Source organism: Bacillus sp. JJ864 (assembly GCF_036963045.1).
In the GTDB taxonomy this organism is placed as follows: Bacteria; Bacillota; Bacilli; order Bacillales; family Bacillaceae_G; genus Bacillus_A; species Bacillus_A pseudomycoides_C.
Genome location: NZ_JBALLY010000089.1, coordinates 23704 through 50131 on the forward strand (window position 1 = coordinate 23704; position 26428 = coordinate 50131).

General features: G+C 36.1%; 28 protein-coding genes. 1 reads left to right on the plus strand and 27 read right to left on the minus strand.

Translation table 11 applies throughout. The features are described 5' to 3' along the window. Positions 1-206: 206 nt before the first annotated feature. From spoVT to metG, 18 genes are all read right to left on the minus strand, one after another. Positions 207-743: a stage V sporulation protein T gene (spoVT, locus tag V7024_RS14750; RefSeq protein ID WP_335521256.1), complete on the minus strand. Its 537-nt coding sequence runs from the start codon at positions 741-743 to the stop codon at positions 207-209. A 135-nt stretch (positions 744-878) separates the two neighbouring features. Further along, the gene (gene mfd, locus V7024_RS14755) at positions 879-4409 is read right to left on the minus strand and encodes a transcription-repair coupling factor (protein WP_335521258.1); all 3531 of its coding nucleotides are present in this window, start codon (positions 4407-4409) and stop codon (positions 879-881) included. A gap of 244 nt (positions 4410-4653) precedes the next feature. Next, positions 4654-4878, minus strand: coding sequence for an anti-sigma-F factor Fin family protein (locus tag V7024_RS14760; protein ID WP_335521260.1), 225 nt, complete (start codon positions 4876-4878; stop codon positions 4654-4656). Positions 4879-4949: 71 nt separating this feature from the next. Next, entirely contained in the window at positions 4950-5510 is a 561-nt protein-coding gene (gene pth, locus V7024_RS14765) for an aminoacyl-tRNA hydrolase (RefSeq protein WP_335521261.1), read from the minus strand. A 69-nt stretch (positions 5511-5579) separates the two neighbouring features. Next, the gene (locus V7024_RS14770) at positions 5580-6533 is read right to left on the minus strand and encodes a ribose-phosphate diphosphokinase (RefSeq protein ID WP_098917482.1); all 954 of its coding nucleotides are present in this window, start codon (positions 6531-6533) and stop codon (positions 5580-5582) included. Between the two features lie 18 nt (positions 6534-6551). Then, a complete protein-coding gene (gene glmU, locus V7024_RS14775) occupies positions 6552-7931 on the minus strand; it encodes a bifunctional UDP-N-acetylglucosamine diphosphorylase/glucosamine-1-phosphate N-acetyltransferase GlmU (protein ID WP_335521264.1) in 1380 nt (459 codons plus the stop codon). A gap of 433 nt (positions 7932-8364) precedes the next feature. After that, a complete protein-coding gene (gene spoVG, locus V7024_RS14780; RefSeq protein WP_002174553.1) occupies positions 8365-8658 on the minus strand; it encodes a septation regulator SpoVG in 294 nt (97 codons plus the stop codon). Between the two features lie 153 nt (positions 8659-8811). Next, positions 8812-9186, minus strand: a complete 375-nt coding sequence (locus tag V7024_RS14785; RefSeq protein ID WP_098917484.1) for a RidA family protein — start codon at positions 9184-9186, stop codon at positions 8812-8814. 267 nt (positions 9187-9453) lie between these two features. Next, positions 9454-10302, minus strand: coding sequence for a pur operon repressor (gene purR, locus V7024_RS14790; RefSeq protein WP_335521266.1), 849 nt, complete (start codon positions 10300-10302; stop codon positions 9454-9456). Between the two features lie 54 nt (positions 10303-10356). Continuing rightward, positions 10357-11226, minus strand: a complete 870-nt coding sequence (gene ispE, locus V7024_RS14795; protein ID WP_335521268.1) for a 4-(cytidine 5'-diphospho)-2-C-methyl-D-erythritol kinase — start codon at positions 11224-11226, stop codon at positions 10357-10359. A gap of 196 nt (positions 11227-11422) precedes the next feature. Then, the gene (sspF, locus tag V7024_RS14800) at positions 11423-11602 is read right to left on the minus strand and encodes an acid-soluble spore protein SspF (protein ID WP_001985066.1); all 180 of its coding nucleotides are present in this window, start codon (positions 11600-11602) and stop codon (positions 11423-11425) included. A 92-nt stretch (positions 11603-11694) separates the two neighbouring features. Then, positions 11695-11970: a biofilm formation stimulator Veg gene (gene veg, locus V7024_RS14805; RefSeq protein WP_035433605.1), complete on the minus strand. Its 276-nt coding sequence runs from the start codon at positions 11968-11970 to the stop codon at positions 11695-11697. Positions 11971-12109: 139 nt separating this feature from the next. Beyond that, positions 12110-12973 carry a sporulation peptidase YabG gene (yabG, locus tag V7024_RS14810; protein WP_335521270.1) on the minus strand — a complete coding sequence of 288 codons (864 nt, stop codon included), beginning with the start codon at positions 12971-12973 and terminating at the stop codon, positions 12110-12112. A 324-nt stretch (positions 12974-13297) separates the two neighbouring features. After that, on the minus strand, positions 13298-14182 hold the full coding sequence (gene rsmA, locus V7024_RS14815; protein ID WP_335521272.1) for a 16S rRNA (adenine(1518)-N(6)/adenine(1519)-N(6))-dimethyltransferase RsmA: 885 nt from the start codon (positions 14180-14182) through the stop codon (positions 13298-13300). Then, the gene (gene rnmV / locus V7024_RS14820) at positions 14179-14736 is read right to left on the minus strand and encodes a ribonuclease M5 (protein ID WP_335521274.1); all 558 of its coding nucleotides are present in this window, start codon (positions 14734-14736) and stop codon (positions 14179-14181) included. The genes rsmA and rnmV overlap by 4 nt, the downstream gene beginning before the upstream one ends. A gap of 126 nt (positions 14737-14862) precedes the next feature. Continuing rightward, positions 14863-15522: a 3D domain-containing protein gene (locus V7024_RS14825; protein WP_335521275.1), complete on the minus strand. Its 660-nt coding sequence runs from the start codon at positions 15520-15522 to the stop codon at positions 14863-14865. Positions 15523-15683: 161 nt separating this feature from the next. Then, the gene (locus V7024_RS14830) at positions 15684-16451 is read right to left on the minus strand and encodes a TatD family hydrolase (protein WP_335521277.1); all 768 of its coding nucleotides are present in this window, start codon (positions 16449-16451) and stop codon (positions 15684-15686) included. Between the two features lie 178 nt (positions 16452-16629). After that, entirely contained in the window at positions 16630-18612 is a 1983-nt protein-coding gene (gene metG, locus V7024_RS14835) for a methionine--tRNA ligase (protein ID WP_335521279.1), read from the minus strand. A gap of 560 nt (positions 18613-19172) precedes the next feature. Here metG and V7024_RS14840 point away from each other — a divergent pair. Further along, positions 19173-19457: an AbrB/MazE/SpoVT family DNA-binding domain-containing protein gene (locus V7024_RS14840; RefSeq protein ID WP_020062162.1), complete on the plus strand. Its 285-nt coding sequence runs from the start codon at positions 19173-19175 to the stop codon at positions 19455-19457. Positions 19458-19478: 21 nt separating this feature from the next. Here the strand turns inward: V7024_RS14840 and rsmI are convergent, their stop codons facing one another. The 9 genes from rsmI to V7024_RS14885 form a co-directional block, all read right to left on the minus strand. After that, positions 19479-20354, minus strand: a complete 876-nt coding sequence (gene rsmI, locus V7024_RS14845; protein WP_335521281.1) for a 16S rRNA (cytidine(1402)-2'-O)-methyltransferase — start codon at positions 20352-20354, stop codon at positions 19479-19481. Next, entirely contained in the window at positions 20323-20613 is a 291-nt protein-coding gene (locus tag V7024_RS14850; protein WP_090918170.1) for a GIY-YIG nuclease family protein, read from the minus strand. Before V7024_RS14850 ends, rsmI begins: the two co-directional genes overlap by 32 nt. Continuing rightward, the gene (locus V7024_RS14855; protein ID WP_335521285.1) at positions 20600-21340 is read right to left on the minus strand and encodes a tRNA1(Val) (adenine(37)-N6)-methyltransferase; all 741 of its coding nucleotides are present in this window, start codon (positions 21338-21340) and stop codon (positions 20600-20602) included. Before V7024_RS14855 ends, V7024_RS14850 begins: the two co-directional genes overlap by 14 nt. A 146-nt stretch (positions 21341-21486) precedes the next feature. Continuing rightward, positions 21487-21837 (minus strand): DNA replication initiation control protein YabA, encoded by a 351-nt coding sequence (gene yabA, locus V7024_RS14860; RefSeq protein WP_154713461.1) that lies wholly within the window; start codon positions 21835-21837, stop codon positions 21487-21489. Between the two features lie 14 nt (positions 21838-21851). Continuing rightward, the gene (locus V7024_RS14865) at positions 21852-22679 is read right to left on the minus strand and encodes a PSP1 domain-containing protein (RefSeq protein ID WP_335521288.1); all 828 of its coding nucleotides are present in this window, start codon (positions 22677-22679) and stop codon (positions 21852-21854) included. Between the two features lie 4 nt (positions 22680-22683). Next, positions 22684-23667 carry a DNA polymerase III subunit delta' gene (gene holB / locus V7024_RS14870; RefSeq protein WP_335521290.1) on the minus strand — a complete coding sequence of 328 codons (984 nt, stop codon included), beginning with the start codon at positions 23665-23667 and terminating at the stop codon, positions 22684-22686. Positions 23668-23699: 32 nt separating this feature from the next. Next, complete coding sequence (gene tmk, locus V7024_RS14875; protein ID WP_335521292.1) at positions 23700-24326, minus strand: dTMP kinase; 627 nt, start codon at positions 24324-24326, stop codon at positions 23700-23702. Between the two features lie 16 nt (positions 24327-24342). After that, complete coding sequence (locus V7024_RS14880) at positions 24343-25752, minus strand: aminotransferase class I/II-fold pyridoxal phosphate-dependent enzyme (protein WP_335521294.1); 1410 nt, start codon at positions 25750-25752, stop codon at positions 24343-24345. Between the two features lie 277 nt (positions 25753-26029). After that, complete coding sequence (locus tag V7024_RS14885) at positions 26030-26209, minus strand: sigma factor G inhibitor Gin (RefSeq protein ID WP_335521296.1); 180 nt, start codon at positions 26207-26209, stop codon at positions 26030-26032. Between the last annotated feature and the right edge of the window lie 219 nt (positions 26210-26428).

Sequence of the window (26428 nt, forward strand, 5' to 3'; positions counted from 1 at the left end):
TCTCCCTTTTTTCTTATACTCATCCTACGTATTATATCACAAAGAAAAAAACGGCCTTCCACTTTCAATGTGACCATATAAAAAAAGGTAGCGAAACGCTACCTTTACATAAATATATGATTCCACGGTACATTGCATTAACCGCCCGTAGGATTGGATCAACTAACCATCTGTGAGGAAAGCACTCACTGATGGTTAGTTGATCTTTATTGTTCCATTTGTTTTGCTAGGAAGCTTGCTGCTGTATCCACAGCTTTATGTTCTACATCACTAATGATTGCTTCTTTTGAAAAAATAATAACAGCTCCAATCGGATCGCCATTTGCGATAATCGGACCGATTGTATACGATTGTACCTTTTCGGCCACTCCATCAATAATCGAAATTTCACTTTCGTCTGTCATGACAACCGATTTACGTTCTTCCATCGCTTTCTCAATTAAATCTCCAACGCTTTTATTTAAGTATTCTTTTTTGGACACGCCGGCGACAGCAATAATTGAATCGCGGTCACAAACAAGTACGTTATGCCCTAAACTATCATACAAAGCATCTGCATATTCTTTAGAAAAATCACCCAATTCGCTAATTGGAGAATATTTCTTTAAAATAACTTCTCCATCGCGATCAACAAAAATTTCCAATGGGTCACCTTCCCGAATACGGAGAGTCCTGCGAATTTCTTTCGGAATAACAACCCTTCCTAAATCATCAATTCGACGTACAATTCCAGTTGCTTTCATTCTAATGCTGCCTCACTTTCTACTGATGATAAAAGTGGTGCTTTTACCTGTTCATGTAAAAATCACCAACTATTAAGCATAGTATTTTACACATTAGTTCTTCTATACACGTCGAATGGTATTTTTTATTCTCATTTAAGCATTTATCTCTTCTTTTTTCACATCTTTTAAACCTTTTAATAAATTTTCGGCGATTGTAAGCCACTTTGCTACTTCTAGTTCACGCGCATTCATCACAATTTTCAAGCGTGAACCTTCCATACCAAGACCAATCATGCGCCCAAAACTGCTTCCAAGCATAAATAATTTTCCACCATCAATATTTTGACTCGCCTTTTCTGAAAACAGCAGTGTCACTTCTTGTTTCGTTTGCTTAATCAATTCGATCCCTTCTTGCGTTGCTAACACTTTAATACTTGCAATTTGTAGTAAATATCCAACTTCTTGTGGATAGTCACCGAAGCGATCAATCATCTCTTCTTGTAATTCTTCAATATCCTCAATAGCAGAAACGCCCCTAAATTGCTTATACATCATGATTTTTTGTTTGCTATCGGAAATATACGCATCCGGTAAATATGCATCTACTTCTAGATCAATCTCAACATCAATCGTTTGCTCTTCTGCACCCGTACCTCTTCGCTGTTCAATTGCATCTTTTAACATTTGTGAATATAAATCAAAACCAACGGAATCAATAAATCCATGTTGCTCTGCACCTAATAAATTACCTGCTCCGCGAATAGACAAATCACGCATCGCAATTTTAAATCCAGAGCCTAGCTCTGTAAATTCTTTAATGGCTTGCAGGCGTTTTTCTGCAACCTCGGATAACACTTTATCACGCTTATATGTGAAATACGCATAGGCAACACGATTAGAACGTCCTACCCGGCCACGCAACTGATACAACTGCGATAATCCCATACGATCTGCATCGAACACAATTAATGTATTTACATTCGGAATATCAACACCTGTTTCAATAATCGTTGTACTTACAAGTACATCGTGCTGACCCTCTAAGAAGGAAAGCATAACAGATTCTAATTCACCTTCATTCATCTTTCCATGCGCAAAAGTTACACGCGCATCAGGAACAAGCATTGAAATTTCATCTACTTTTCGCTCAATATCTTCAACGCGATTGTATAAGAAATACACTTGCCCGCCTCGTGCCAACTCACGTTCAATCGCTTCTCTTATTAACGCTGGATTATATTCCACAACGTACGTTTGCACCGGGAACCGATTTTCTGGCGGTGTTTCAATAACAGATAAATCGCGAACACCTAACATAGACATATGAAGCGTACGGGGAATTGGCGTTGCTGTTAATGTTAGTACATCGACATTAGCTTTTAACTGCTTAATTTTTTCCTTATGTGTTACACCAAATCGCTGCTCTTCATCAATAATAAGTAATCCTAAATCTTTATATATGACATCCTTTGACAGAAGACGATGTGTACCGATAACAATATCAACAGTTCCATCTTTTAATCCTTTAATTGTTTCATTTTGCTGTTTTCTCGTACGGAAGCGACTTAATAACCCGATATTAATAGGATAATCTTGAAAACGTTCTCGAATTGTTTCATAATGCTGCTGTGCTAAAATCGTTGTTGGCACTAAAATCGCAACTTGCTTTTCATCCATAATCGCTTTAAAAGCGGCCCGAATCGCAACTTCAGTTTTTCCATATCCAACATCGCCGCAAAGCAGGCGATCCATCGGACGACCGCGCTCCATATCCTTCTTGATTTCTGCAATTGAGCGTAACTGATCTTCTGTTTCTTGATAAGGAAATAACGATTCAAACTCCTGTTGTTCAGATGTATCTGGAGTAAAACCATAACCCTTTGACGCTTCGCGCTCTGCATACAGCTTAATTAAATCATCTGCAATATCTTGAACAGATTTTTCTACTTTCGTCTTAACCTTCTTCCAATCATTTCCGCCAAGTTTATAAACTTTAGGGTCTTTCCCCTCGGATCCCACATACTTTTGTACTTGATCAATTTGTTCAATTGGAACGTATAACTTATCATTCCCTTGATACTTAATATGCAAATAATCTTTATGGACACCATTAATTTCTAATGTTTCAATTCCTAAAAATTTACCGATACCGTGATTTACGTGAACAACGTAATCACCCACTTTTAATTCAGAGTAGCTTTTAATTCTCTCTGCATTCGAAAGTTTTTGCTTACGCTGTGATTTTTTTACCTTTTTATTAAATAATTCTTTTTCGGTAATAATTGCAAGCTTTTGCATCGGCATTTCAAAACCTGCATGTAAGTCACCCACCGCAATTTGAATACGACCTGGGAGCAATACATCTGTTCCTTCAATAATATCCGCTTCAATATCATAATCATTTAAAATGTGCTGCAATTTCTTTGTTCGTTCCTCATTTGCACCTAATACAACTGTTGTAAACCGACTTTTCGTCCATCTATCAATTTCTGTTTTTAATAAATTCATTTGACCGTGAAAGTCTTGCATTGTTTTACATGTCAAATTCACAATATTTTGCGGATTTGTATGCGGAATATGACGTAAAAACAAAGTTAAGTATAAGAAATTTCGTTTTTTATGGTTCAAAAATTGGGCAAAATTATGAGAAAAAGTTAAATCTTGAACAATTGCTCCTTCTCCAAGAAGCGATATATACCACTCTGCTTCTTCTGTTTCTAAATGATCTGCTGTTTCTTGAATTCGAGAGACTTCGTCTAGAATAACAACACCATTTTCCGGTAAATATTCTATTAGACTAGCAGGTTCCTTATAAAATAAAGATAAATATTTGAACATCTGCTCAATGGTCTGTCCATTTTTCAATAGTTCTAATTCATATGTAACAGTTTCTAATATTGTTGTTTTTAATTTCTCATCAGATACTTTTTTTAATGTATTAGCTAAACCAAATTCTAGCTTCTGAATTCCAACCGCTAGCTCTTCTTTAGAAAATACAAATTCAGTAGCTGGGCCAAATGATATGCTATCCATCTTCTCTTGCGAACGTTGTTCTTCTACAGTAAAGGAACGGATGGAATCTACTTCGGTATCAAAGAATTCAATACGAACTGGCAATTCTTCTGTTAATGGATAGATATCTAATATCCCACCGCGAACACTAAATTCACCCGGTGCCTCTACCATAGATTTACGTTCATAGCCCATGGTCGTTAACCTGCGAAGCAATTCATCAAGATCAATTTCTTGCCCCATTTTTAATTCAATTTGCTGTTTCTTCCACATCTCTTTTGTCGGTAGAAAACGCCGCAAACCAGCAACAGGAGCCACAATAATTCCACTTTCTCCAGCCGCTAAGCGGTTCAACACTTCAATGCGCTGTGCCTTCAATTCTGGGCTCGCAACACCGATTTCTGATGCAATAGATTCATTTACAGGATATAACCAAACATTCTGCTCTCCAATTAGTGAAACTAAATCCTCGTACACTTTTTGCGCCTGATATAAATTATGCGTTATAACAAGCTGTGACTGCTTTGTTTTTTTATATAAACTAGCCACTAATAATGAACGAGAAGAAGTTGCCATACCTGAGATAAGCTGTTCTTTTAAACCTTCTTCTAAACCATCTATAATTGATCGTATTTCTTTATTTTCGTAAAATTGCTCTAGTAAACCTATCATTTTTCAAAACTCCTCTCAACATAAAGAGCAAGCTACTATATTTTATGCAAATATTTCGGAAAAAGAAAACAGAAAAATGCTTTGGACAAGCCAAAGCGAAGCAGTACATCCTATCCCCTATCACTGTAAGTCTCTCATCTTTATATTTAGAAAAGAGAAGGATGAAAGTTCCCACATTATTAAGGAACAATGTGTTTAGCTAACTATCGGTAAGAAAAAACATGCTCTAACAGAAATTTTATTTTCATTGTAAGAACAGTTCATATTCATAATACTCTGGATAGGATGCGAGCGTTTTTTGACACGATTCACAAATTGTTTTTATATATATATTTCCGTTTTCATCAAAATGAATCATTTCTAACCGCTCTTGCTCTGTTAGTTGACCTAGCACAACGCCGTATACTTTTTCCGCTGTAATACTACCTATCCTATACCCACAATGTCTGCAGTAATAATGTCCGTCCATAACTTCCTCCTAGCCACACAATTATTACTATTATGGATATAAGTATAAAAAAATATTCCATTTTGGAAATGTTAATTATTGAAAGTATTCATAACTTGTAAAAATGGAGTTTTCAGCCATTCTTCACATGCATCTGCACTTTTTTCGATTGCTCGTTTTACCTCATCAGTCTCATCTGCCATAAAACGTCCTAATACATAATCAACTACTTTCATACCATTTTTAGGACGATCAATTCCCATGCGAACGCGTTGGAATTCCTGTGTTCCTAAATGTGCAATTGTTGATTTTACACCGTTATGCCCACCCGCACTGCCTTTCATACGAAGACGCAATTTTCCAACTGGAATATCTAAATCATCATACATTACTATAAAATCTTCAATATCAATTTTATAGTAATCCATAAGTGGACGAATACTTTCTCCAGATAAATTCATATATGTAAGTGGCTTTAATAAAATGACTTTCTCTCCATTTACAAAACCCGCACCGAATAACCCCTTAAATTTTTGCTCATTTAATGGGATATTCCAGCGTTTAGATAATTCATCTATCGCCATGAACCCAATGTTATGCCTTGTTAATTCATATTCTCTGCCTGGGTTACCAAGTCCTACTATTAATTTCATTGTAACACCACTTTCTTTTTTCGATACGAAAAGACGTAACCAACACTGGTTACGTCTCATTCTATCCAATTAATTAAATAGTACGCTTACAGATTCTTCTTCGTAAACACGAATAATTGCTTCTCCAATTAATGGAGCAACAGAAAGTTCTTGTACTTTATCAATTTTCTTTTCTTCTGGTAATACGATAGAGTTTGTTACAACTAACTCTTTAATATTTGAATTTTGAATGCGTTCAATTGCTGGACCAGATAAAACTGGGTGTGTACAGCAAGCATATACTTCAGAAGCACCGTTCTCTACAAGAGCGTTTGCTGCTAATGTAATTGTACCAGCTGTATCAATGATGTCATCAATTAAAATTGCTGTTTTACCTTCGATATTACCTACGATATTCATTACTTCTGCTACATTTGGACGTGGACGGCGTTTATCGATGATAGCGATTGGCGCTTTTAAACGATCTGCCATTTTTCGAGCACGTGTTACACCACCATGGTCAGGAGATACAATTACAATATCCTTAAGACCTTTCTTCTTAAAGTAGTCAGAAAGAATAGGTACACCCATTAAATGGTCGATTGGAATATCAAAGAATCCTTGAATTTGTGGAGCATGTAAATCTAGAGTAATTACACGAGTAGCACCCGCTGTTTCAAGTAAGTTTGCAAACAGTTTCGCTGTAATCGGCTCACGAGAACGCGCTTTACGATCTTGGCGTGCATAACCATAGTAAGGAATAACAATGTTAATTGTTTTCGCAGATGCACGTTTTAATGCATCGATCATAATAAGCAATTCCATAATATGCTCGTTTACTGGGAAACTTGTAGATTGGATGATAAATACATCGCAACCACGAATACTTTCTTCAATGTTAATTTGAATTTCTCCATCACTAAAACGTGCAACAGAACATTTTCCTAATTCTACTCCAATGTGCTTTGCAATTTGCTCAGCAAGCGCCTTGTTAGAGTTTAAAGAAAATACTTTCAAATTAGAATTTAGATATTGAGTCGACATCTAGATTAACCCTCCACATTATGAATTTTTCTTATTCAGCAATTGATCAACATAGTCTTCTTTATTAATTTGACGTGTACGTGCAATTGATAACGCTTTTGCTGGCACATCTTCTGTAATTGTAGAACCTGCTGCAACATAAGCACCATCTTCAACTGTTACAGGAGCAACAAGGTTTGAGTTACAACCAATAAACACACCATCGCCAATTACAGTTTTAAATTTATTCTTGCCATCGTAGTTTACTGTAATAGAACCACAACCAAGATTTACATCTTCTCCCACCTCTGCATCACCAATATAGCTTAAGTGAGAAGCTTTACTTCTATTTCCAAAAACAGTCTTTTTAATTTCAACGAAGTTTCCAACACGAACTTCATTACCAATAACAGATTGCGGACGAATATGAGCAAACGGTCCAATTGCAACATCAATACCAATCTTACTATCATGAACAGTAGACTGACGAATTGTTGTATTATCGCCCACTTCACTATCACGGATGACTGTATGCGGCCCAACTTCGCAATTTGATCCAATAACAGTATAACCTTCAATAATTGTTCCCGGATAAATAACCGTATCATTACCAATTTTTGCATCAACAGAAATATACGTGTTATTCGGATCAATAATCGTAACACCATTTACCATGTGTTGATGGTTAATACGCTTTTTCATAATGTCTTCCGCTTGCGATAGAGCGACCCTGTCATTAACTCCTAAAGTTTCATCAAAATGCTCTGTTTGATAGGCAGATACAATATGACCTTCATTTTTCAAAATCTCAATTACATCTGGAAGGTAATATTCTCCTTGCACATTTTCATTGGAAACTTTAGAAAGGGAAGCGAATAGCGCTTTATTATCAAAACAATACGTACCTGTATTAATTTCTTTAATTGCTCGCTCTACTTCATTTGCATCTTTATGTTCAACAATTTTTTCAACGTGACCATTTTCATTACGAACAATTCGGCCATAACCAGCAGGCTCTTGTATGTAGGCTGTTAATACCGTTGCCTTTGCACCTGCTTCTTCATGCTGCTTTAATAAAGCTTCCATTGTTTTTGCTGTAATAAGAGGTGTATCACCACAAATTACCAATGTTGTTCCTTCTTCGTTTCCCAGTGCATCAGCTGCTTGCATAACGGCATGTGCTGTTCCTAGCTGCTCCGTTTGCAATGCAAATTCACTTGCACTTCCTAATTGATCCTGTACCTTTTCAGCGCCGTGTCCAACAACCGTAACAAGTTTCTGTACTTCTAGCTGAGAGACTTGATCAACTACATGCTGTACCATCGGTTTCCCGCATACAGAATGTAGCACCTTGTATAAACTTGACTTCATACGTGTGCCTTTTCCTGCAGCAAGAATCACTGCAAATCTTTTTGACATATAGACCCTCCATCGCAACCTATTTATCCATTAAAGATATTATCCTAAATAACTATATATTTCAAGAAACACCTTACAACTATTAAATTTTACCATAACTTTTATATAATGTTTTAGTATTTCATATCTTTTTATGAAATAAGCGATACTATTCCTTTTTCACGAAAAATTGAGGTAACTATTATAGATACAAATAGAAAAAACGATATGAAAACCCTTTATTTCCCAAGGAGAACCCCTTGCCATATGCAGATGTGAAAACAAAGATAAAAAAGCAAATGCAGATTAGTTATTTCTGCATAGCGACGACTTATATGTTAAAAAATCAAAATCGATTTATATTATATAGAAACGACAACAAACTCCTGTAAATGCTTACAGGAGTTTGCCAAAATTATAGAGCTCTTCTTTTAGAGCTCTTCTTATTCGAATTTTACGAAGCTCCAGCTTCTTCAAACTCAACTTCTTCTAACTCGCCTAAACGGTGATACTCAGCTAAAACCGCATCTTGAATCTTAGAACGAGTATTTGAATTAATTGGATGAGCAATGTCACGGAACTCTCCATCTGGAGTACGTTTACTTGGCATTGCTACAAATAATCCATTATTGCCATCAATTACACGAATATCATGAACAACAAATTCGTGGTCCAGTGTAATAGAGGCAATTGCTCGCATACGGCCTTCTGTGTTTACGCGGCGTAATCTTACGTCAGTCACTTCCATCTTGTGTTCACCACCCTTTTTCTAAATAAGCGATATATTTCTATAAATTCCACAAATGTTCCATTTTTCCTTCAATTTTTCAAAAATTTTTAAGATAAAATTTTTTTTATAAGTGAAATATATAAATGAACATAGGTTACCGCTTACAATTCCTTATTTTACAAGGGCAATAACTTCAATTTCAACGGATACATCTTTCGGTAGTTTCACTACTTGTACACAAGAACGTGCTGGTTTATTTGTAGAAAAATATGTACTATATACTTCATTTACCGCATCAAAATCATTCATATCTTTTAAGAATACAGTTGTTTTTACCACCGTCTCAAACGATGCTCCCGCTTCTGTTAATACTGCCTTTAAATTTTGAAACACTAGCTCTGTTTGGTCCTTTATATCTCCAGTCACAACTTCACCATTTACTGTTAAAGGAATTTGTCCAGAACTGTAAAACATATTATTTACAATCATACCTTGTGAATATGGACCGATTGCCTGCGGCGCTTCATTTGTTTGAACTACTTTCATTATTCCTCACCCTTTTATATTTTTTGTCCTGCTTTTACAAGCCGCCCCTAACAAGAAACCTATTGTTTTAGCAGGTGGTAAGCCTCCAAGGTTGGAAGCTTACCACCCGCTAAAACTTACTGCTCGTAAATAACATGACAAAGTACCCAACTGGTAAAAGCTTATTATCAATTATTATAAAAAAAGATAAAGCAGTTGCTTTATCTTTTCCCCCGCTCTGACGAACAGTATCTCCTTTAAAACAATCTATTAAAAAGATTGCTTCTCTTATTCAACTTCTACAATGACGTCAGCAAATGGACTTAAAGAATAATTTCCTTTTTCCACTTGAATCGTCTTTTCTCTCACATCTACTTCAGACAAGCGAATTAACGAAACAAAGTTATCGACAAGTCTTTCCTCAATATCACTTGATTCCACTAAAACTCCAATGCCAACAACATTTGCATTAAACTCCTCAAGCATACTCATCATACCTTGTACGGTTCCGCCGGCCTTCATAAAATCATCGATGATTAATACATTCGCACCCTCTGGAAGACTACGTTTTGCTAATGTCATCGTTTGAATACGCTTAGAAGATCCTGATACATAATTAATACTTACTGTTGGACCTTCCGTTACTTTATTATCTTTTCTAGCAATTACGACCGGGACATCCAAATAATTGGCTACTGCATACGCCAAAGGAATCCCTTTCGTGGCAACTGTCATAACAGCGTCAATCGACTGTCTTGCGAATACAGAAGCAAAAAGCCTCCCTGCACCATTAATGTAGCGCGGGTTACTTAAAAGATCCGTCATATATAAATAACCGCCCGGAAGAATACGATCAGGATTCTCAAATAATTTGCAAAGCTCATTAATAATTTGCTTTGCTTCTTCCTGACTTATATATGGGATATATTTCACTCCTCCTGCTGCACCTGGTACCGTTTGTAATGTGCCGACCCCTTGTTGTTCAAACGTTTGTTTAATAATAACTAAATCTTCACTAATAGAAGATTTAGCAGACTGATACCGTCCAGCAAAAAAAGTGAGAGAAACTAACTGACGAGGGTTTTGAAGCAAATAATAAGTCATATCGACTAACCTTGTACTTCGTCTAATTTTCATGCTCTCACCTCAAATTACGAATATTTTAAACAAATCATAACTTATTATACGTCTTTATTCAAGACCTTCTCGCTTTCCTAATAAACGAACTGCGTATACTTGATCACAAAATCCTTTTAAACCGTTATAAATGCGGTGCATACGTGAATCATGATGAACTAAACCAAAAACAGTTGGACCGCTACCGCTCATTAATACCGCATCTGCACCGAAACGTTTCATCTGTGCTTTAATATGTGCAACTTCAGGATGCATAGAGAATGTTACATCTTCTAATACATTGCCAACAGCTTGACAAATTCCCTCATAATCACCATTTTGAATCACTTCAACCATACGATTTACATCTGGATGTGTTACACGATTTAAATTTAAATTCCCATATACGTCAGCTGTTGATACACCAATATGTGGCTTGGCCAAAATAACCCAGCAAGAAGGAGGTGTCTTTATATGTTCAATTTTTTCTCCACGACCTGTTGCAATAGCGGTTCCGCCATATACACAAAACGATACATCTGATCCAATCTCGGCACCAAACTTTGCAAGTTCATCAATTGTAAGTCCAAGATTCCATAATTGATTCAGACCTCTTAATGCTGCAGCTGCATCACTGCTTCCACCTGCTAATCCCGCTGCAACCGGAATCGTTTTTTCAATTGCAATAGATACCCCTTTTTTTACTTGAAAGCGTTCCTTTAACAATTTTGCCGCCTGATAAGCTAAATTTCTTTGGTCGTCTGGCACATAACGATTATGAGATACAATTTCAATCCGGTCTTCAGATAACTCTGTTAGTTCTAACCGATCTGCTAAATCAATTGTTGTCATAATCATTTTAACTTCATGATAACCGTCCGGTCTTTTTCCTAGTACATCTAACGACAAGTTAATTTTTGCTGGTGCTTTAACTAGTAGCTTCAATCTATTCACCTACTCTATGTACTCAATCTTTTATCGTTTATTTTACCATAAATTTATAGTAGAACGATGACACTTTCCTAATTATAACGAAAAGCATCAAGAATGAAACTACTTATACACTACGAATACAACTTTTTCACGTGCAAAAAGCCGAGGAATATCTCCTCGGCTACCGTAGCATAGAAGTATCTTACTGTTACTGGTTTTGTTTCATTAATTGCTGCTCTGCAATTTCAATTGCACGCTTAACCATATTACCAGCATCTTTCGCACGAATTCCGCCCCATCCTTCTTTTTGCACGACATCATAAAATCCAAGCTCTTTTGCAAGCTCTTCTTTAAATTGATTCGACATGACTCCTCTTCGTCTACTCAACGCAAGGCCCCCCTTTATCGCTACGGTACATTTAGTATGTGACACTACGAATTTCTTCAACTCTGGAAAATATATGTAACAAAGACCCATCCTTAAACAGATTGTTCACCTAACATAATTTCATTATCTTGTGCATCATAAAATGTAAGCTCAACAGTTTCTGTTAATACGTCTGCATAACTATAAGAAACGCGCTGAAATGTATCCTCTTGTTGATCAAGTTGAACTACAAAAACAGAACGGTATGTTTCTGCTAACACACCAGATCGTTCTATCGTCTTTCTCCTTCCACTATTTGCCTTTAGCATAAGCCTCTGACCAAGGTGATGATCCAAAGCACTTTTAATTTCATCTAAACGTTTTGACATATCATGCTACACCTCGCTGTAATTGGGATGGAAAGTATAAAAATACAAGTCATACATATATAGTCTGTACTTTCTTATACTTTTTTATCCAATTCCCAAAAAGCGCGTACATAAAAAGCAAGGCAAATACTTACCTTGCTCACTCTTCATAGTATTGAAAAGGCAATCCTGTTCGTAAAATTCCCTTTGTTTCAATTCCGCCAAGCCCCTTCTCACCGGTTACTGTATTGCGTATGACATCCCAAACATTAACTCGTTCCATAAAAGATGTAAAGCTCACCTTTGCTACAACATACACTGGATCTAACGCATGAATATTAACGCGGGACGGAGAACTTGCAAAATTTGCTCCGGCTCGAATAAGGGCTTCAAAATGCGATTGACACGCCCCAGCAAAAATAACAGGGTGATCTAATGAAGGATACTTTTTTCGTACTGTACGTACAGCCTGTACAAAATGCTTAGAATGACGATAAGCTGCCAAATTTCCCATTTCTCCTTTTGATTTTGTATAAGCATCATGTCCGGTAATCACTAAGATATCAGGACGAACATGCTCGATTAAATCTAGAACCTTCTCTTGCATCTCCGTTTCTTTACAATGAATTCCCTGTACAGGCACACCTATTTTCGTATATAAATCTAAGCATTTTCTTAAATATAAAGGATCCCCATCAAGATGAAGCACTTTACCTGGCATTTGAAAATAATTTACTTCATTTGCATAGCCGCCTGTTGACTGATATTCTTGGCGCTCTCTCATTAATACATAATCTTGTTGAAATAAGCGATATGTCTTTTCCATTGTTTCTCGTTCCTGCTTCACTCTTTTCGTATAATCTCGTTGATCGACAAGAACTAAATCCTCTATTGGTGCATCTGCTACGAGCCGAAATTCTTCCCCAAACAAAATTGCTATTGTGTCTTTTATTTCTGTTACTCGAAAAAGAAGGTCGCGCTTATAAGACTTTCTCTCCACTAAATCTCCAACATGTACAGCCATCCTTTTACCTCCAAACTCGTAGGGACATATAACTCACTACGTTCTGTTTTAGCCTATGAACTTATAGGAAAAAGGTGACAAAAAAGGCAGCTCAAAACGAGCTACCTTTTACATTTTATATAAAGTAAAACTTTAATCAGTGGGGGTTTTCTTCATCTCCCACCTAACTTCTTTAGAAAAACGGAAGCGGCTTGCTCAGAATGTGAGAGGGATGGAGCTTCTGACGTAGAGGTGTTTTTTACCTCGTAGGAAGAAGCGAAGCCACCGAACATTCTAGCCACTGGAACTGGACAACGATTCTCTCTCAATTTTGAGGCGGGAGTATTACTGCCCGTTAATACGGGATAAAAATAAAGCGTTGCTTAACTTTGCAAATTCTTCAATTGATAATGTTTCGCCTCTTCGCTTCGGATCAATTTCAACTTCTGCTAGTATACGCTCAAGTAATATTTTATCCTTTGGAAAACCATTTAAATTATTAGATAGGTTATTCATCAATGTTTTACGTCGCTGCGCAAAGCTAGCACGCACTACTTCAAAGAAGAACGCTTCATCTTTTACTTCCACAAGCGGCTTTTGACGTCTTAGTAAACGAATAACTGCTGAATCCACATTTGGCTGTGGTACAAATACCGTACGCGGAACCGTCATCACCGTTTCTGGTTCTGTATAGTATTGAATGGCAATTGACAACGAACCATAATCTTTTGTTCCTGGGCGAGCCGCTAGGCGATCTGCTACTTCTTTTTGCATCATCACAACAAAACCACGCACTGGTAATTGTTCTTCTAATAGCTTAAATAAAATTGGTGTTGTCACATAGTATGGTAAGTTCGCTACCACCATTACATCTTGGCCTTCTTCAAACTGCTCTTGAAATACGGTATTTACATCTGCTTTTAAAATATCCTTATTGATTACCGTTACATTATTATAAGGTGCTAATGTCTCTTCTAAAATCGGTAAAAGGCGTTGGTCAATTTCAAACGCTACAACTTTCTTAGCGCGCTTTGCCAACTGCTCTGTTAACGCTCCAATACCAGGTCCAATCTCAATTGCCCCGCTCTCAGGTCCAATCTCTGCATAATCTACAATCCGATTTAATACATTTGTATCAATTAAAAAGTTTTGTCCTAAACTCTTTTTAAATGAAAATCCATACTTTTCAACAATATCTTTCGTACGATTTGGCGTTGCGATATCTTTCATTTCTTTTCCTCCTGTAATACTTGCTTATACGCTTTTGCAAAATCCTGCTTTGAAATTTGGAACATTTGCAAACGTTTATGTAACTGCTTTGCATTTGTATAACCGATCTTTAATAGCTTACCCATTCGTTCCCTACGGCTTTTGGCTTTTTCTCCACCAACGAGTCCCGCTTCTACTAAGTCAATCCACTGAATTTCGCTCGTGTACTCTTCCATCTCTCCGTGTAAACTTTCCAAAGCGCGCCTGATAGATTCGTTAGAGGCATGTTCAATTCCAACGCCCTTCTTTCGCTTCGCTAATGCTTCTTCTTTCGGTAAGAATGCGTGCTTACAACCTGGTACTTTCTCAGAAATAATTTTACGAATACGCTCTCCTGGATAATCAGGATCTGTAAAAATAATAACACCTCGTGTTTGTTGCGCCAATTTCACCTGTTCAATCACATGATTTCCAATTGCCGAACCGTTCGTTTCAATTGTATCTGCATCTACTGCACGCTTAATGGCAACCGTATCATCTTTACCTTCTACAACAATTATTTCTTTAATCTTCATAACTTCCTCCACACTCATTTCACATCTCTAATTAGTAAAACAAAAAAACGCCTACTTTTCCATTATTATTTTCCTAGTTCATACAATTTAAAAAGCAGAGGAGAAAAAGTTCCTCTGCTTACCCTATTATTGTAACACTTTAATCTTCACTTGTTTTCTTCCCCAAGCTTCTGCCTGTGATTCTGTTGGCATAAGAACATCAATACGATTCCCTTTAATCGCCCCGCCCGTATCACCAGCAACTGCATATCCGTATCCTTCTACCCATACTTTTGTTCCAAGAGGAATAATCCGTGGATCTACTGCAATTAATTTCATATTTGGATTTGCCTTATAATTATAACCGCCTGCGCTTACACCTTGGCATCCGCCGCAATACGGGGAATACGCCGTTGCTTGCACATAAAATTCGTTAGCAACTACACCTTCTGCATCACTTAGAATATGCTCTTCTTCTTTTGTGCCAACAGCTACAATACGACTTTTTTCTTCTTGTACGATCTCTTCTTTCTGTAAGTTTCTTAAAACTTCATTCCCATCCTCTTTGATGACTGCAAATACTTTCTTCTTTTTGCCTTCTATTCCTTCTTGAATCACTTTTTCTGTTACTTGAATCTTCTCATCCTGCAATAATTCATCTATCGTATTCGCATGTGTATAAATCTCTTGTTTCTTTCCATCTACTTCAATAATTATTTTATCTGTTGTTCCCGCATACGCTACTGTCCCCACAGACCCTGAAATAATTAATGCACTCGTAAATCTTATGACTAATTTTTTGCTCACTTCTATAAATGTTTAGTATTTGTAATCACAATAAGTACCCTCCCTGTCTAGATCAGAATTATTAACTCTCATTCTCCTACTATTTCTAGTAGTGTTATTCATCTGAAGATAAACATAGGTGAAGGGAGAAAGAGAGGAGGAATCCCCCCCTCTACTTCTCATTATTGAATGCCAAATAGTTTTTTTGCATTTTCTGTTGTTTTGATCGCTACTTCTTCATAAGATAGTCCTTTTAATTTTGCAATTTCCTCCGCAACAAGCTTTACATAGCTTGGTTCATTTCGTTTTCCACGAAACGGATGAGGAGTTAAATACGGACAATCTGTTTCGATTAAAAGTTGTTCCATCGGAATTTCCATCGCTACTTCTTTTGGTTTCTTTGCATTTTTAAAGGTTACTGGGCCGCCTAATGAAATGAGGAAATTCATCTCCACACACTGTTTTGCAACTTCAACACTGCCGCTAAAACAATGCATGATTCCTCCTACTTCGGATGCATTTTCTTCTTTTAAAATATCTACGATGTCTTGTGTTGCATCTCGATTATGTATAATGATTGGTAAATTTACCTTTCTTGCTAGCTTAATTTGTTTACGAAATACTTCTTTTTGCACTTCTTTCGGAGATTTGTCCCAATGATAATCTAAGCCCATTTCACCAAGCGCAACAACTTTTGGATGAGCTGCTAACTCTTCCAACCATTTTAAATGTTCTTCTGTCATATCAATCGCATCAACAGGATGCCAACCAACAGCTGCATAAATGAAATCATATGTTTCTGCCAATTCAATTGCCTTTTTGATGGTCATCTCATCAAAACCAACTACAACTGTATAAGAAACACCCACTTCTTTCATTCTTGCAATTACTTCCTGTAAATCCTCTTTAAATTGCTCTGCATTTAAATGTGAATGTGTATCAAACAACATAATAATAACTCCTTTTATTTGAAATAAATTCTATCATAGGGAAAAATTACTTTCCTAACACCGCAATAACAACTACATTACAATTTTGATACAAAAAAGGAAATTTTAGAAAGATTTTCGACAAGAAAAAAGATGCTTCACGAATGTTACACGTGAAACATCTCTCGTTTTGTCGTTATTACTTAATTTTTGTACCATTTGGTAAGTTTTGGTCGACCGTTGCTAACGACAATTTTCCGTTTTCTTCACCCGCTAAAATCATACCTTGTGATAACTCACCGCGTAGTTTTACTGGTTTTAAATTTGTAACACAAATGACTTTTTTCCCTTTTAACTCTTCTGGAGAGTAAAATTTAGCGATTCCAGAGACAACTTGTCGTTTTTCTGTGCCTAAATCAAGTTGGATCTTTAACAACTTGTCTGCTTTTTTTACAGGCTCTGCATCCAATACTTCTGCTACGCGTAAGTCTACTTTAAAGAAATCATCAATTGTAATTTCTTCTACCTCTGGCGCTGCTTCTTTCTTTTCTTCTACTTTTGGAGCAGATCCTTTCATTCGTTCTTTAATATATTCCACTTCTACTTCTACTTCTAAACGTGGGAATACAGGCTGTCCTTTCACAACTTTTGTACCAGCTGGAATGCAGCCAATTGTAGAAAGGCTATTCCACGTTTTATATTCTTCATCTGTAATTCCAATTTGTTCAAAGATCTTCCCTGGTGTTTCTGTTAAGAATGGCATTAACAAAATTGCTGTTTGACGAAGCACTTCTGCAAGGTGTGCCATAACAGAAGCCAGTTTCTCGCGATTGCTTTCATCTTTTGCTAATACCCATGGCTGTGTTTCGTCGATATATTTATTTGTACGGCTAACAAGCTGCCAAATTGTGCTTAGCGCTACTGAAAACTCCATGTTTTCCATTGCATCTTCTACTTTTTGTAGTGTGTCTTTTGCAAATGTTACTAAAGCTTCATCAAAATCCGTTACATTTTCTTTGTAGGCTGGAATTTCTCCGTCAAAATATTTATCAATCATCGCTACTGTACGATTTAATAGATTTCCTAAATCATTCGCAAGATCAAAATTAATACGCTCAACAAATCCTTCTGGTGTAAATACGCCATCTGATCCAAATGGTACTTCACGAAGAAGATAATAACGAAGTGCATCTAAACCATAACGATCAATTAACGTAACCGGATCTACTACATTCCCTTTTGATTTACTCATTTTTCCGTCTTTCATTAAAATCCAACCATGCGCAAATACTTTTTTCGGAAGTGGTAAATCAAGAGCCATTAAGATAATTGGCCAATAAATTGTATGGAAACGAACAATTTCTTTTCCTACTAAATGAACATCTGCTGGCCAATATTTTTTATACTTTTCTTCATTCGCCGTTCCATAACCTAATGCCGTAATATAGTTAGATAATGCATCTACCCATACGTAAATAACATGCTTCGGGTTACCCGGTACACGAACACCCCAATCAAAAGAAGTACGAGAAACAGCTAAATCTTCTAATCCTGGTTTAATGAAATTATTAATCATTTCATTTTTACGTGATTCTGGTTGCATGAAGTTTGGATTATCTTCATAAAACTTTAACAGTCGATCAACATATTTCCCCATTCTAAAGAAGTAGGATTCTTCGCGAACAAGTTCTACTTGATGACCACTATCCGGGCTCTTCCCACCAACTATTTTTCCATTTTCCATCACTGGATCAACAAGTTGATGCTCTGTATAAAACGTTTCATCTTGTACAGAATACCAACCTTCATATTCATCAAGATAAATATCACCTTGATCAACAAGTTGTTTAAAGATTTTTTCTACAACTTCTTTATGACGGTCTTCGGTTGTACGAATAAAATCGTCATAAGAAATATCCATTTTACCCCACAGTTCTTTAATTCCCGCTACGATGTTGTCAACGTATGCTTGTGGTGTAACATTTAATTCTTCTGCTTTTTTTTGAATCTTTTGTCCGTGTTCATCAGTGCCTGTTAAGTAGTACACATCGTATCCTTGCATACGTTTATAGCGCGCCATTGCATCTCCCGCTACTGTCGTATAAGCATGTCCAATGTGAAGCTTTCCACTTGGATAATAAATCGGAGTTGTAATGTAAAAGGTCTTATTTTCCTCTGTCATTATTTTAAACCTCCCAAATGACCTCATATTATGTATTTTTATAAACAGTATATCAAAAACTTACGTATAAAGACGAGTTTATGTGCTATATCTTTATCATCTATTACTCATATCAATAAAAAATATACATTTTTATATTTCGACACTATCAATAAAATTCCAAGAATAAAATAAATCTTTCTATACATCTATTATTTTTTAGTATATATAATAAATATATAAATCCGTTTTACTTTTTCGGCATATAAGTCGCTGCTATGCAAAATAAAAGAATGACCTGCACTGGCCTTCTTACTTTGTTTTAAAACTTGCATATGGCAGGAAAAAGCCTTGACCACTTCTATGCATGGCTAGGTGCTCTTGCCCACCTAAAAAGGATGATTTTATGTCGCTTTTTAATTTGGATTTATATAGATGCGAAAATCTACAAAACTTTTATAAATTTTATAATTAAAGAATTGACGGAAATGTAAATGATTGGTATCATATGTTCATAGGGTATTTTGTCGAAAAATGGCGAATTAAAATAGACTTGCAGAATATGAGGAGGAAAAACAAATATGAAATCTACTGGTATCGTTCGTAAAGTTGATGAATTAGGCCGCGTTGTAATTCCAATTGAATTACGTCGTACACTAGGTATTGCAGAAAAGGATGCTCTTGAAATCTACGTTGATGATGAAAAGATTATCTTAAAAAAATATAAACCAAACATGACTTGCCAAGTAACTGGTGAGGTTTCTGATAGTAACCTTTCATTAGCTGAAGGTAAAATCATTTTAAGCCCAGAAGGCGCAGAGCAAATCTTAAATGAACTACAACAATTTATCGCAGCAGCAAAATAAAGCTTCTCTTTTAGAGAAGCTTTATTTTTTTTCAACATGATATGCTTGATATACGTCTCTTTTCGACATATTCCGATCTTTTGTAACAACTTTAATTGCTTCTTTAGAAGAAAGACCTTTCTCCTCTATGTAGTATTCGACATGTTCCTCAACTGTTAACGGTTCCCACCACGCCTCTTCGCTAATTGCTTCTTCTGTAGAACCCTCTACTAAAACACAAAATTCTCCACGCACTTCATTTTCCTTTGCCCAATGAATCACTTCTTCTAACGAACCGCGAATAAACTCTTCAAATTTCTTCGTAAGCTCACGACATAATACAACGTTTCTATTCCCTAATACCTCTTTCATAGAGACTAATGTTTCTCCTAATCGATGTGGTGCCTCATAAAACATCATTGTATTTGGAATATAACGTAGCTTTTCTAATTCTGCTTTACGCTCTTTTTTATGACGCCGTAAAAACCCGTAGAAATAAAAGTGTTTTGTTTCTAATCCTGATGCAATTAACGCTGTAAGTGCAGCATTTGGGCCAGGAAGAGGTACAACCGGGTACTGCTCCGCTACGGCTTGGACAACAATATCATAGCCGGGATCAGAGATACATGGCATCCCCGCATCGCTGACAAGTGCCACTGTTTTTCCTTGCTCTAACATATCTAAGATTTTTCGTCCGCTCACTTCTTTATTATGCTCATGATAACTCATTACTGGTGTTTCAATTTCAAAATAATTACATAGCTTTTTCGTTTGCCTTGTATCTTCTGCTGCAATAAAATCTGCTTCCTTTAACATACGAATTGCACGAAATGTCATATCTTCCAAATTACCAATTGGAGTTGGAACTAAATATAATGTTCCTCTCTCATTCATCTGAAAACTTTTTTGCTGCCACATAATAATCTCCTTTTTGTATATACTCATCTTTTTGTTTCCGTTTTAGCTGTTTGAAACGATATTCTGCCTGCATCGCAGTTCTTTTTTCTTCGTATGTTTCAAAGTATTTTAATATAACAGGACGTCTAGCTCTTGTATAACGTGCTCCTTTTCCGCTATTATGAGCCTTAATTCGCTTCTCTAAATGGTTTGTATATCCTGCATAATAGCTTCCATCAGCACATTCAACAACATAAAAATAATGTTTATTCTGCTCCATATAAAATTGCATTCATTTCCTTCGTATATTTATTATTCTCTTCATATACAAAAAGAGGTGGCAAAATTTTCAAATCTGCATTCCCGTCTTTAATACCTTCAATTAATAATGTATTAGCTTCTTTACCTGCTTTTGGATACACAAATTGGAGGCGTTTTGGCTCAATCTTATATTTTCTCATAAGAGTTACAATATCAAGCAAACGGCCAGGTCGATGTACAAACGCAACTTTTCCTCCTTGCTTAACAAGTTGACTGCTAACACGTACCACATCTTCTAGTGTGCACATAATTTCATGACGAGCAATTGCTAAATGTTCATTTAAATTTTGCTCAGATGGTTTTGGCGTTTGAAAGTATGGCGGGTTGCATGTAACAACATCAAACTGATGTCGTCCCAATTGCTCTGCCATATGTTTTAAATCACCATGAATAAGCTGTATTCTTTCTTCTAAATCATTATATTGAACACTTCTAACACCCATATTGTAAATACGCTCTTGTATTTCAACTCCCGTAATCTTCCCTTTCGTACGGGAACTTAATAAAAGAGGAATCACTGCATTGCCCGTACACAAATCTAATATATTTCCTTTCTGAATGGGCACCCATGCAAAGTTCGCCAATAACACTGCATCTAATGAAAAATTAAATACTGATGGGCTTTGAATAATTTTCATATCTTTTGATAGTAAATAATCTAAACGTTCATCTTCATACAACTGCATATCGTTCTTTCCTTCCTTATCATTCAAACTTTATTTTAACAAACGTTAAGACAATTTACCTATATTTACAACAGTCTAACGTCCATTACTTCTATTTTGGTTATCTGTACAAAAAATTACCTTTCCAATATATTGGAAAGGTAATTTTATTTTTTATTTAAAAATGATAAACAGAATAAGCAATCCCCTTCTTTACGTACACTTCCATAATGCAAATTGCAAATATGAAAACCCTCCTGGTACAGGCGTGCTAGATTATCATATCCTTCACCGATATCTATTTTAGGCTTTATTTCTTTTCGCTTATTCGATTTCTGTTTCTGCTTATTCTGAACTTCTTCAAAACGATTCCGCAAATTTTCATTTTCCATTTTAATATGTTGGTTTTCTTCAAGTAGCTCTGCGAGATGCTGCTTCAACTCTCCCAACTGTTTATAGAGATGTCCAATTTGCTCTTCCATACTGGAAACCGCTGCAAAAATATCTTTTTTCTCCACAAGCACCCACCTCATTAATCTGTGGTTTGACTCGAAACGACCCCTTTATTCATTAATTCATCTAACGTATATTCTACTACCCGTTCCTTGTCTATTAATTCCACTTGAATTAATCTTTCTAAAATATTTAATCCGATTACACGACCAAGACCATGCGGTGTTTGTATCTTCTCATCTAAATCTGGAAGCTGCTCTTTCGCTGCTTCATATTCATCATTTTCATACTTTAAACAACACATTAATCGCCCACATAACCCTGAGATTTTCGCAGGATTTAATGATAAATTTTGATCTTTTGCCATTTTTATGGATACAGGTTCAAAATCCCCTAAAAAAGTAGAACAGCAAAGCATTCGGCCACATGGACCAATACCACCTAGCATTTTTGCTTCATCACGAACACCAATCTGTCTTAATTCGATTCTTGTCCGGAAAATAGCTGCCAAATCTTTTACAAGCTCGCGAAAATCAATGCGACCGTCTGCCGTAAAATAAAAAATAACCTTATTACGATCAAATGTATATTCTACATCAACAAGTTTCATATCAAGATCATGCTCGATTACTTTCTCCTGACAAACTTGATACGCTTCTTTTGCTGCACGTTTATTTTCCTCAACAATTGTACGGTCATTTTCATTTGCAATCCGAATAACTTTCTTTAGTGGTAAGACAACATCATTTTCATCGACTTGTTTCTTCGTGATGACAACTTTCCCATATTCGATTCCTCGCACTGTTTCCACGATTGCAAACTCATTTTCTGAGATATCAAATTGATTTGGATCAAAGTAATACACTTTTCCGGCCTTCTTAAATCGAACACCTACTACATCATACAAACGGTCATCCCTCCTGCAACCGCAACACTAACTGCTCGAACACAAGCTGCGCATTTACATTAGCGTTGATTCTATTTTTTGCTTCTAATATATTGAAAAGAGCCGATACAATGCGCTTTTGAGAATAGGAAAAAGATTGGAATAACTCTTTTTGGTCTTGAAAAACGAGCCGCTCTTCTTCTTCCAGTTGAACATATAATAAATCCTTATAAATAAGGAGCAACATATCTAATCCTAGCTGTAGTTGTTCTTTCTCTCCAAAATGCTTCACCCACTTCTCCTGCACAAAAAAAAGAGACGTGGCATCTTTCTCTAGGGCTTCACATAATTTTATCACTAAAGCTCGTGCTTGTGCAAACCATTCATCATTACAGAACGATAGTGCCTCATCAAAACTATTTGTAAGTTCTGCTGCAAGATTCCCTAAAGAAATACTTACTTTTTCACTTTCTAAACGGTTAACCAAAGCACTTTTTGGAAGCGGCCTAAATGTAACAATTTGACAGCGGGATAAAATAGTGCTTAAAATTTGATGACTTTGCTCAGTTAACAAAATTGCTGCTGTGTCACTACTTGGTTCTTCTAAAAATTTAAGCAATGTATTGGCAGCATTTGTTGTCATCTTATCGGCATGCTCAATAATATATATTTTTTTATTTGCTTCTAGACCCGTTTTCGAAAACTCTTCTTGTAATTCGTGAATTTGTTGTTTCTTAATGGATAGACCATCTGGTGTAACAATATATACGTTTGGGTGATTGCCCGAATCAATGCGTCGGCAATTCGTACATGTATGGCAAGGTTCCACTCCATTTCGTTGTAAACAAAGAAAGCTTTTCGTCATTTGCATAGCTGTTTCTAATTTACCTGTTCCTTTTGGCCCTTCTAACAAATAAGCGTGGGATATACGCTCTTTTGCAATACTATTCATTAACATTTTTACAACAATGGGTTGTATAAGAGACAGTTGTTCCCACGTCTTCGTCATATTCCATACCTCGCTTTTTATACTTTCTTCTATTATAACAATTTTTGTTCAATAAGCTGAGTAACTTCTTCTACAACAGCTTCCATTGGTTGATCTGCATTTACAACGACGATACGGTCTGCAAATCGATCTACTAATTGTAAATATCCTTCACGAACACGTTTATGAAATTCCATGCTTTCTAAATCTAAACGATTCACTTCTCTATTATCATCTTTTCTAATGCGTGCTAAGCCAACCTCTGGTTCAATATCTAAATAGATTGTAATATCCGGCATACAATCTTCTGTCGCAAAACGATTAATTTCAAATACCTTATCAACACCTAGGCCCCGTGCATATCCTTGATAAGCAAGAGAGCTATCTATAAAACGATCACATATTACAATATAATCGTCTTCTAGAGCCGGCATGACCTTCTCTACTAAATGTTGCCTACGTGCTGCAGCATATAATAACGCTTCTGTACGTGCTTCCATCATTGTATGCTCTTTTTTATGTAAAATGGTACGAATTTCTTCTGAAATCGTAATCCCACCTGGTTCACGTGTTGCCACTACTTTTTGTTTCTTCTTCTCAAAGAATGGCAATAATTTTGTAATTAATGTAGATTTTCCTGATCCTTCTGGTCCTTCAATTGTTACAAACAATCCCGTCATTCATAAAACCTTCTTTCTATATATCGTATACAGTAATATTTTTTATATTTCCTTGAAAACGTGCACCAGTCTCTTCTAAATCAGAAATTTGCTTTATGTGCTCTAATGTAATTTCCTCTCCATACATGACCAGCGGAATCCCTGGTGGATACGGTATAATCATTTCGGCCGCAATCATGCCTAACGCATCTCTTAATGGCACAACTTTTTTCTTATGTTTTTCCAATTGCTTATATGTAAATGGTAAAGAAGATAAATAATTCTTATAAGGATAATTTATACGCGGCTTACTATCTTCTACATCGTATGAGCATAGTGCATCTTGTAGCTTATCAATCACTTTTATATACTCTTCATTTACTTGGAGCGGTAAAATAAGTAAAACATTATACGGATCTGCCATTTCAACATAAATGCCTATCTCTTCAAATAGACGTTGTAATTCATATCCAGAGAGCTTACAGCGTGTTTGCACCGTTACTTTTAATGCATCTTGTATTGGATAATCTAAAACAACAAGTTGTGGAATGCGACTTAATGCCCTGCTAACGCGCTGAGTAAATGCCACAATTTCCTTACATCCCTCTTCTTTTATCTTCGCTAATACAGAACGAGCTACATCTAAAGAAGCCATGATTGGATAGGATGGACTACTAGATTGCAATATACTTAAATAAGAAGAAACTTTTTCTTCATCAATGAGCGAGCTATTTACATGTAAGTACGAACCCATTGTCATTGCTGGTAATGTTTTATGTGCCGAATGAACAACAATATCAGCCCCATACGCAAGCGCTGATGTTGGAAAAGGTTCTCCGACACAAAAATGCGCCCCATGTGCCTCATCTACTAAAACAGGAATACCATTTTTATGCGCTAATGCAATACTCTTTTCTAAATCTACACCCATACCATAATAGTTTGGATGCGTTAAAATAAGAGCTTTCGTTTGTGGATATTGCAAAATTGCATCCTCAATCGTTTCATATGGGACACCAACTGGTACACCATGTTTTTCATCAATCCATGGCTCTAGAAAGACAGGACGCGCCCCAGTTAATTTAAGACCATTCATAATTGATTTATGAGCGTTTCTTTGTACAAGAACTATATCATGTTCATTACAGCACGCTAACAGCATAGCTAAATTCCCAACCGTTGAACCATTAATTAAAAAATAACTTTTTTGTACTTCATACAGCTCTGCTAATAAACGCTGTGCTTCTTCTATACATTCAAACGGACTATGAAGATCATCAAGTCCAGTAAGTTCTGTTACATCAATAGAAAGTATATCATGAAAATACTTTTGTGCTTCATGAGGAAAGTTTGTTCCATTTTTATGCCCTGGAACATGAAAGGATACAGGTTTCTTACTTACAAAAGTCTTTAATGCTTCATATAAGGGCATTTTTCTTTGATCCATATTCACTCTTCCTTACTATTCATTCTCTCTATATTATACAGAAATTTTCACAAAAAAAAATAATAGGCAAATATGCCTATTCTTCTATATAAATCCATTTTAATTTCCCAACATATAAGTTGCTGCTATACAGAAAAAATAACCTATACTCCCTTTGTTTTAACCCCTACATGTGGCAAGGAAAGATTCTGACCGCTTCTATACATGGCCAGCTGCTCTCGCCCACCTAAAAAGAAAAGGGGTTTATCTCAGTTTTTCAATTTTTATTTTTCGAAGGCTATACTTGTATTTTTCTTAGTTGCTGTAAATAAAACATATACTTTGGATCATTTGTATTTGTTTCTATCATTTCTCGTTCACATGATTCACATATGAAACTCGTATACAAATGAATTCCACTATCCTTTTTATGTTCACACACAATACAAACTTCTTCTTTTGTTGTGACATACCCCATATTATTCGCCTATTTATCGTATTCTATCTAACCATTACTATATAAATTTAGACCAACGATAAATAAACTGTTCCTCCCCTCTATACGAAATGACAACATACATCTATAAGCGTTAACAATTTTTCGAAATATATACATCCTTTATACTTTTAGTGTATGAATCATTTCTAGGCGAAGTGTCTGTCTAATACTTAGCTGAGCCAATCGGGCTTTTACGGG

Coding starts and splice junctions, on each gene's coding strand:
- spoVT (WP_335521256.1), bottom strand. CDS start 743: ATGAAAGCAACTGGAATTGTACGTCGAATTGATGATTTAGGAAGGGTT.
- mfd (WP_335521258.1), bottom strand. CDS start 4,409: ATGATAGGTTTACTAGAGCAATTTTACGAAAATAAAGAAATACGATCA.
- V7024_RS14760 (WP_335521260.1), bottom strand. CDS start 4,878: ATGGACGGACATTATTACTGCAGACATTGTGGGTATAGGATAGGTAGT.
- pth (WP_335521261.1), bottom strand. CDS start 5,510: ATGAAATTAATAGTAGGACTTGGTAACCCAGGCAGAGAATATGAATTA.
- V7024_RS14770 (WP_098917482.1), bottom strand. CDS start 6,533: ATGTCGACTCAATATCTAAATTCTAATTTGAAAGTATTTTCTTTAAAC.
- glmU (WP_335521264.1), bottom strand. CDS start 7,931: ATGTCAAAAAGATTTGCAGTGATTCTTGCTGCAGGAAAAGGCACACGT.
- spoVG (WP_002174553.1), bottom strand. CDS start 8,658: ATGGAAGTGACTGACGTAAGATTACGCCGCGTAAACACAGAAGGCCGT.
- V7024_RS14785 (WP_098917484.1), bottom strand. CDS start 9,186: ATGAAAGTAGTTCAAACAAATGAAGCGCCGCAGGCAATCGGTCCATAT.
- purR (WP_335521266.1), bottom strand. CDS start 10,302: ATGAAAATTAGACGAAGTACAAGGTTAGTCGATATGACTTATTATTTG.
- veg (WP_035433605.1), bottom strand. CDS start 11,970: ATGTCAAAACGTTTAGATGAAATTAAAAGTGCTTTGGATCATCACCTT.
- yabG (WP_335521270.1), bottom strand. CDS start 12,973: ATGGCTGTACATGTTGGAGATTTAGTGGAGAGAAAGTCTTATAAGCGC.
- rsmA (WP_335521272.1), bottom strand. CDS start 14,182: ATGAAAGATATCGCAACGCCAAATCGTACGAAAGATATTGTTGAAAAG.
- rnmV (WP_335521274.1), bottom strand. CDS start 14,736: ATGAAGATTAAAGAAATAATTGTTGTAGAAGGTAAAGATGATACGGTT.
- V7024_RS14830 (WP_335521277.1), bottom strand. CDS start 16,451: ATGTTGTTTGATACACATTCACATTTAAATGCAGAGCAATTTAAAGAG.
- metG (WP_335521279.1), bottom strand. CDS start 18,612: ATGACAGAGGAAAATAAGACCTTTTACATTACAACTCCGATTTATTAT.
- V7024_RS14840 (WP_020062162.1), top strand. CDS start 19,173: ATGAAATCTACTGGTATCGTTCGTAAAGTTGATGAATTAGGCCGCGTT.
- rsmI (WP_335521281.1), bottom strand. CDS start 20,354: ATGTGGCAGCAAAAAAGTTTTCAGATGAATGAGAGAGGAACATTATAT.
- V7024_RS14850 (WP_090918170.1), bottom strand. CDS start 20,613: ATGGAGCAGAATAAACATTATTTTTATGTTGTTGAATGTGCTGATGGA.
- V7024_RS14855 (WP_335521285.1), bottom strand. CDS start 21,340: ATGCAGTTGTATGAAGATGAACGTTTAGATTATTTACTATCAAAAGAT.
- holB (WP_335521290.1), bottom strand. CDS start 23,667: ATGACGAAGACGTGGGAACAACTGTCTCTTATACAACCCATTGTTGTA.
- tmk (WP_335521292.1), bottom strand. CDS start 24,326: ATGACGGGATTGTTTGTAACAATTGAAGGACCAGAAGGATCAGGAAAA.
- V7024_RS14880 (WP_335521294.1), bottom strand. CDS start 25,752: ATGGATCAAAGAAAAATGCCCTTATATGAAGCATTAAAGACTTTTGTA.
- V7024_RS14885 (WP_335521296.1), bottom strand. CDS start 26,209: ATGGGGTATGTCACAACAAAAGAAGAAGTTTGTATTGTGTGTGAACAT.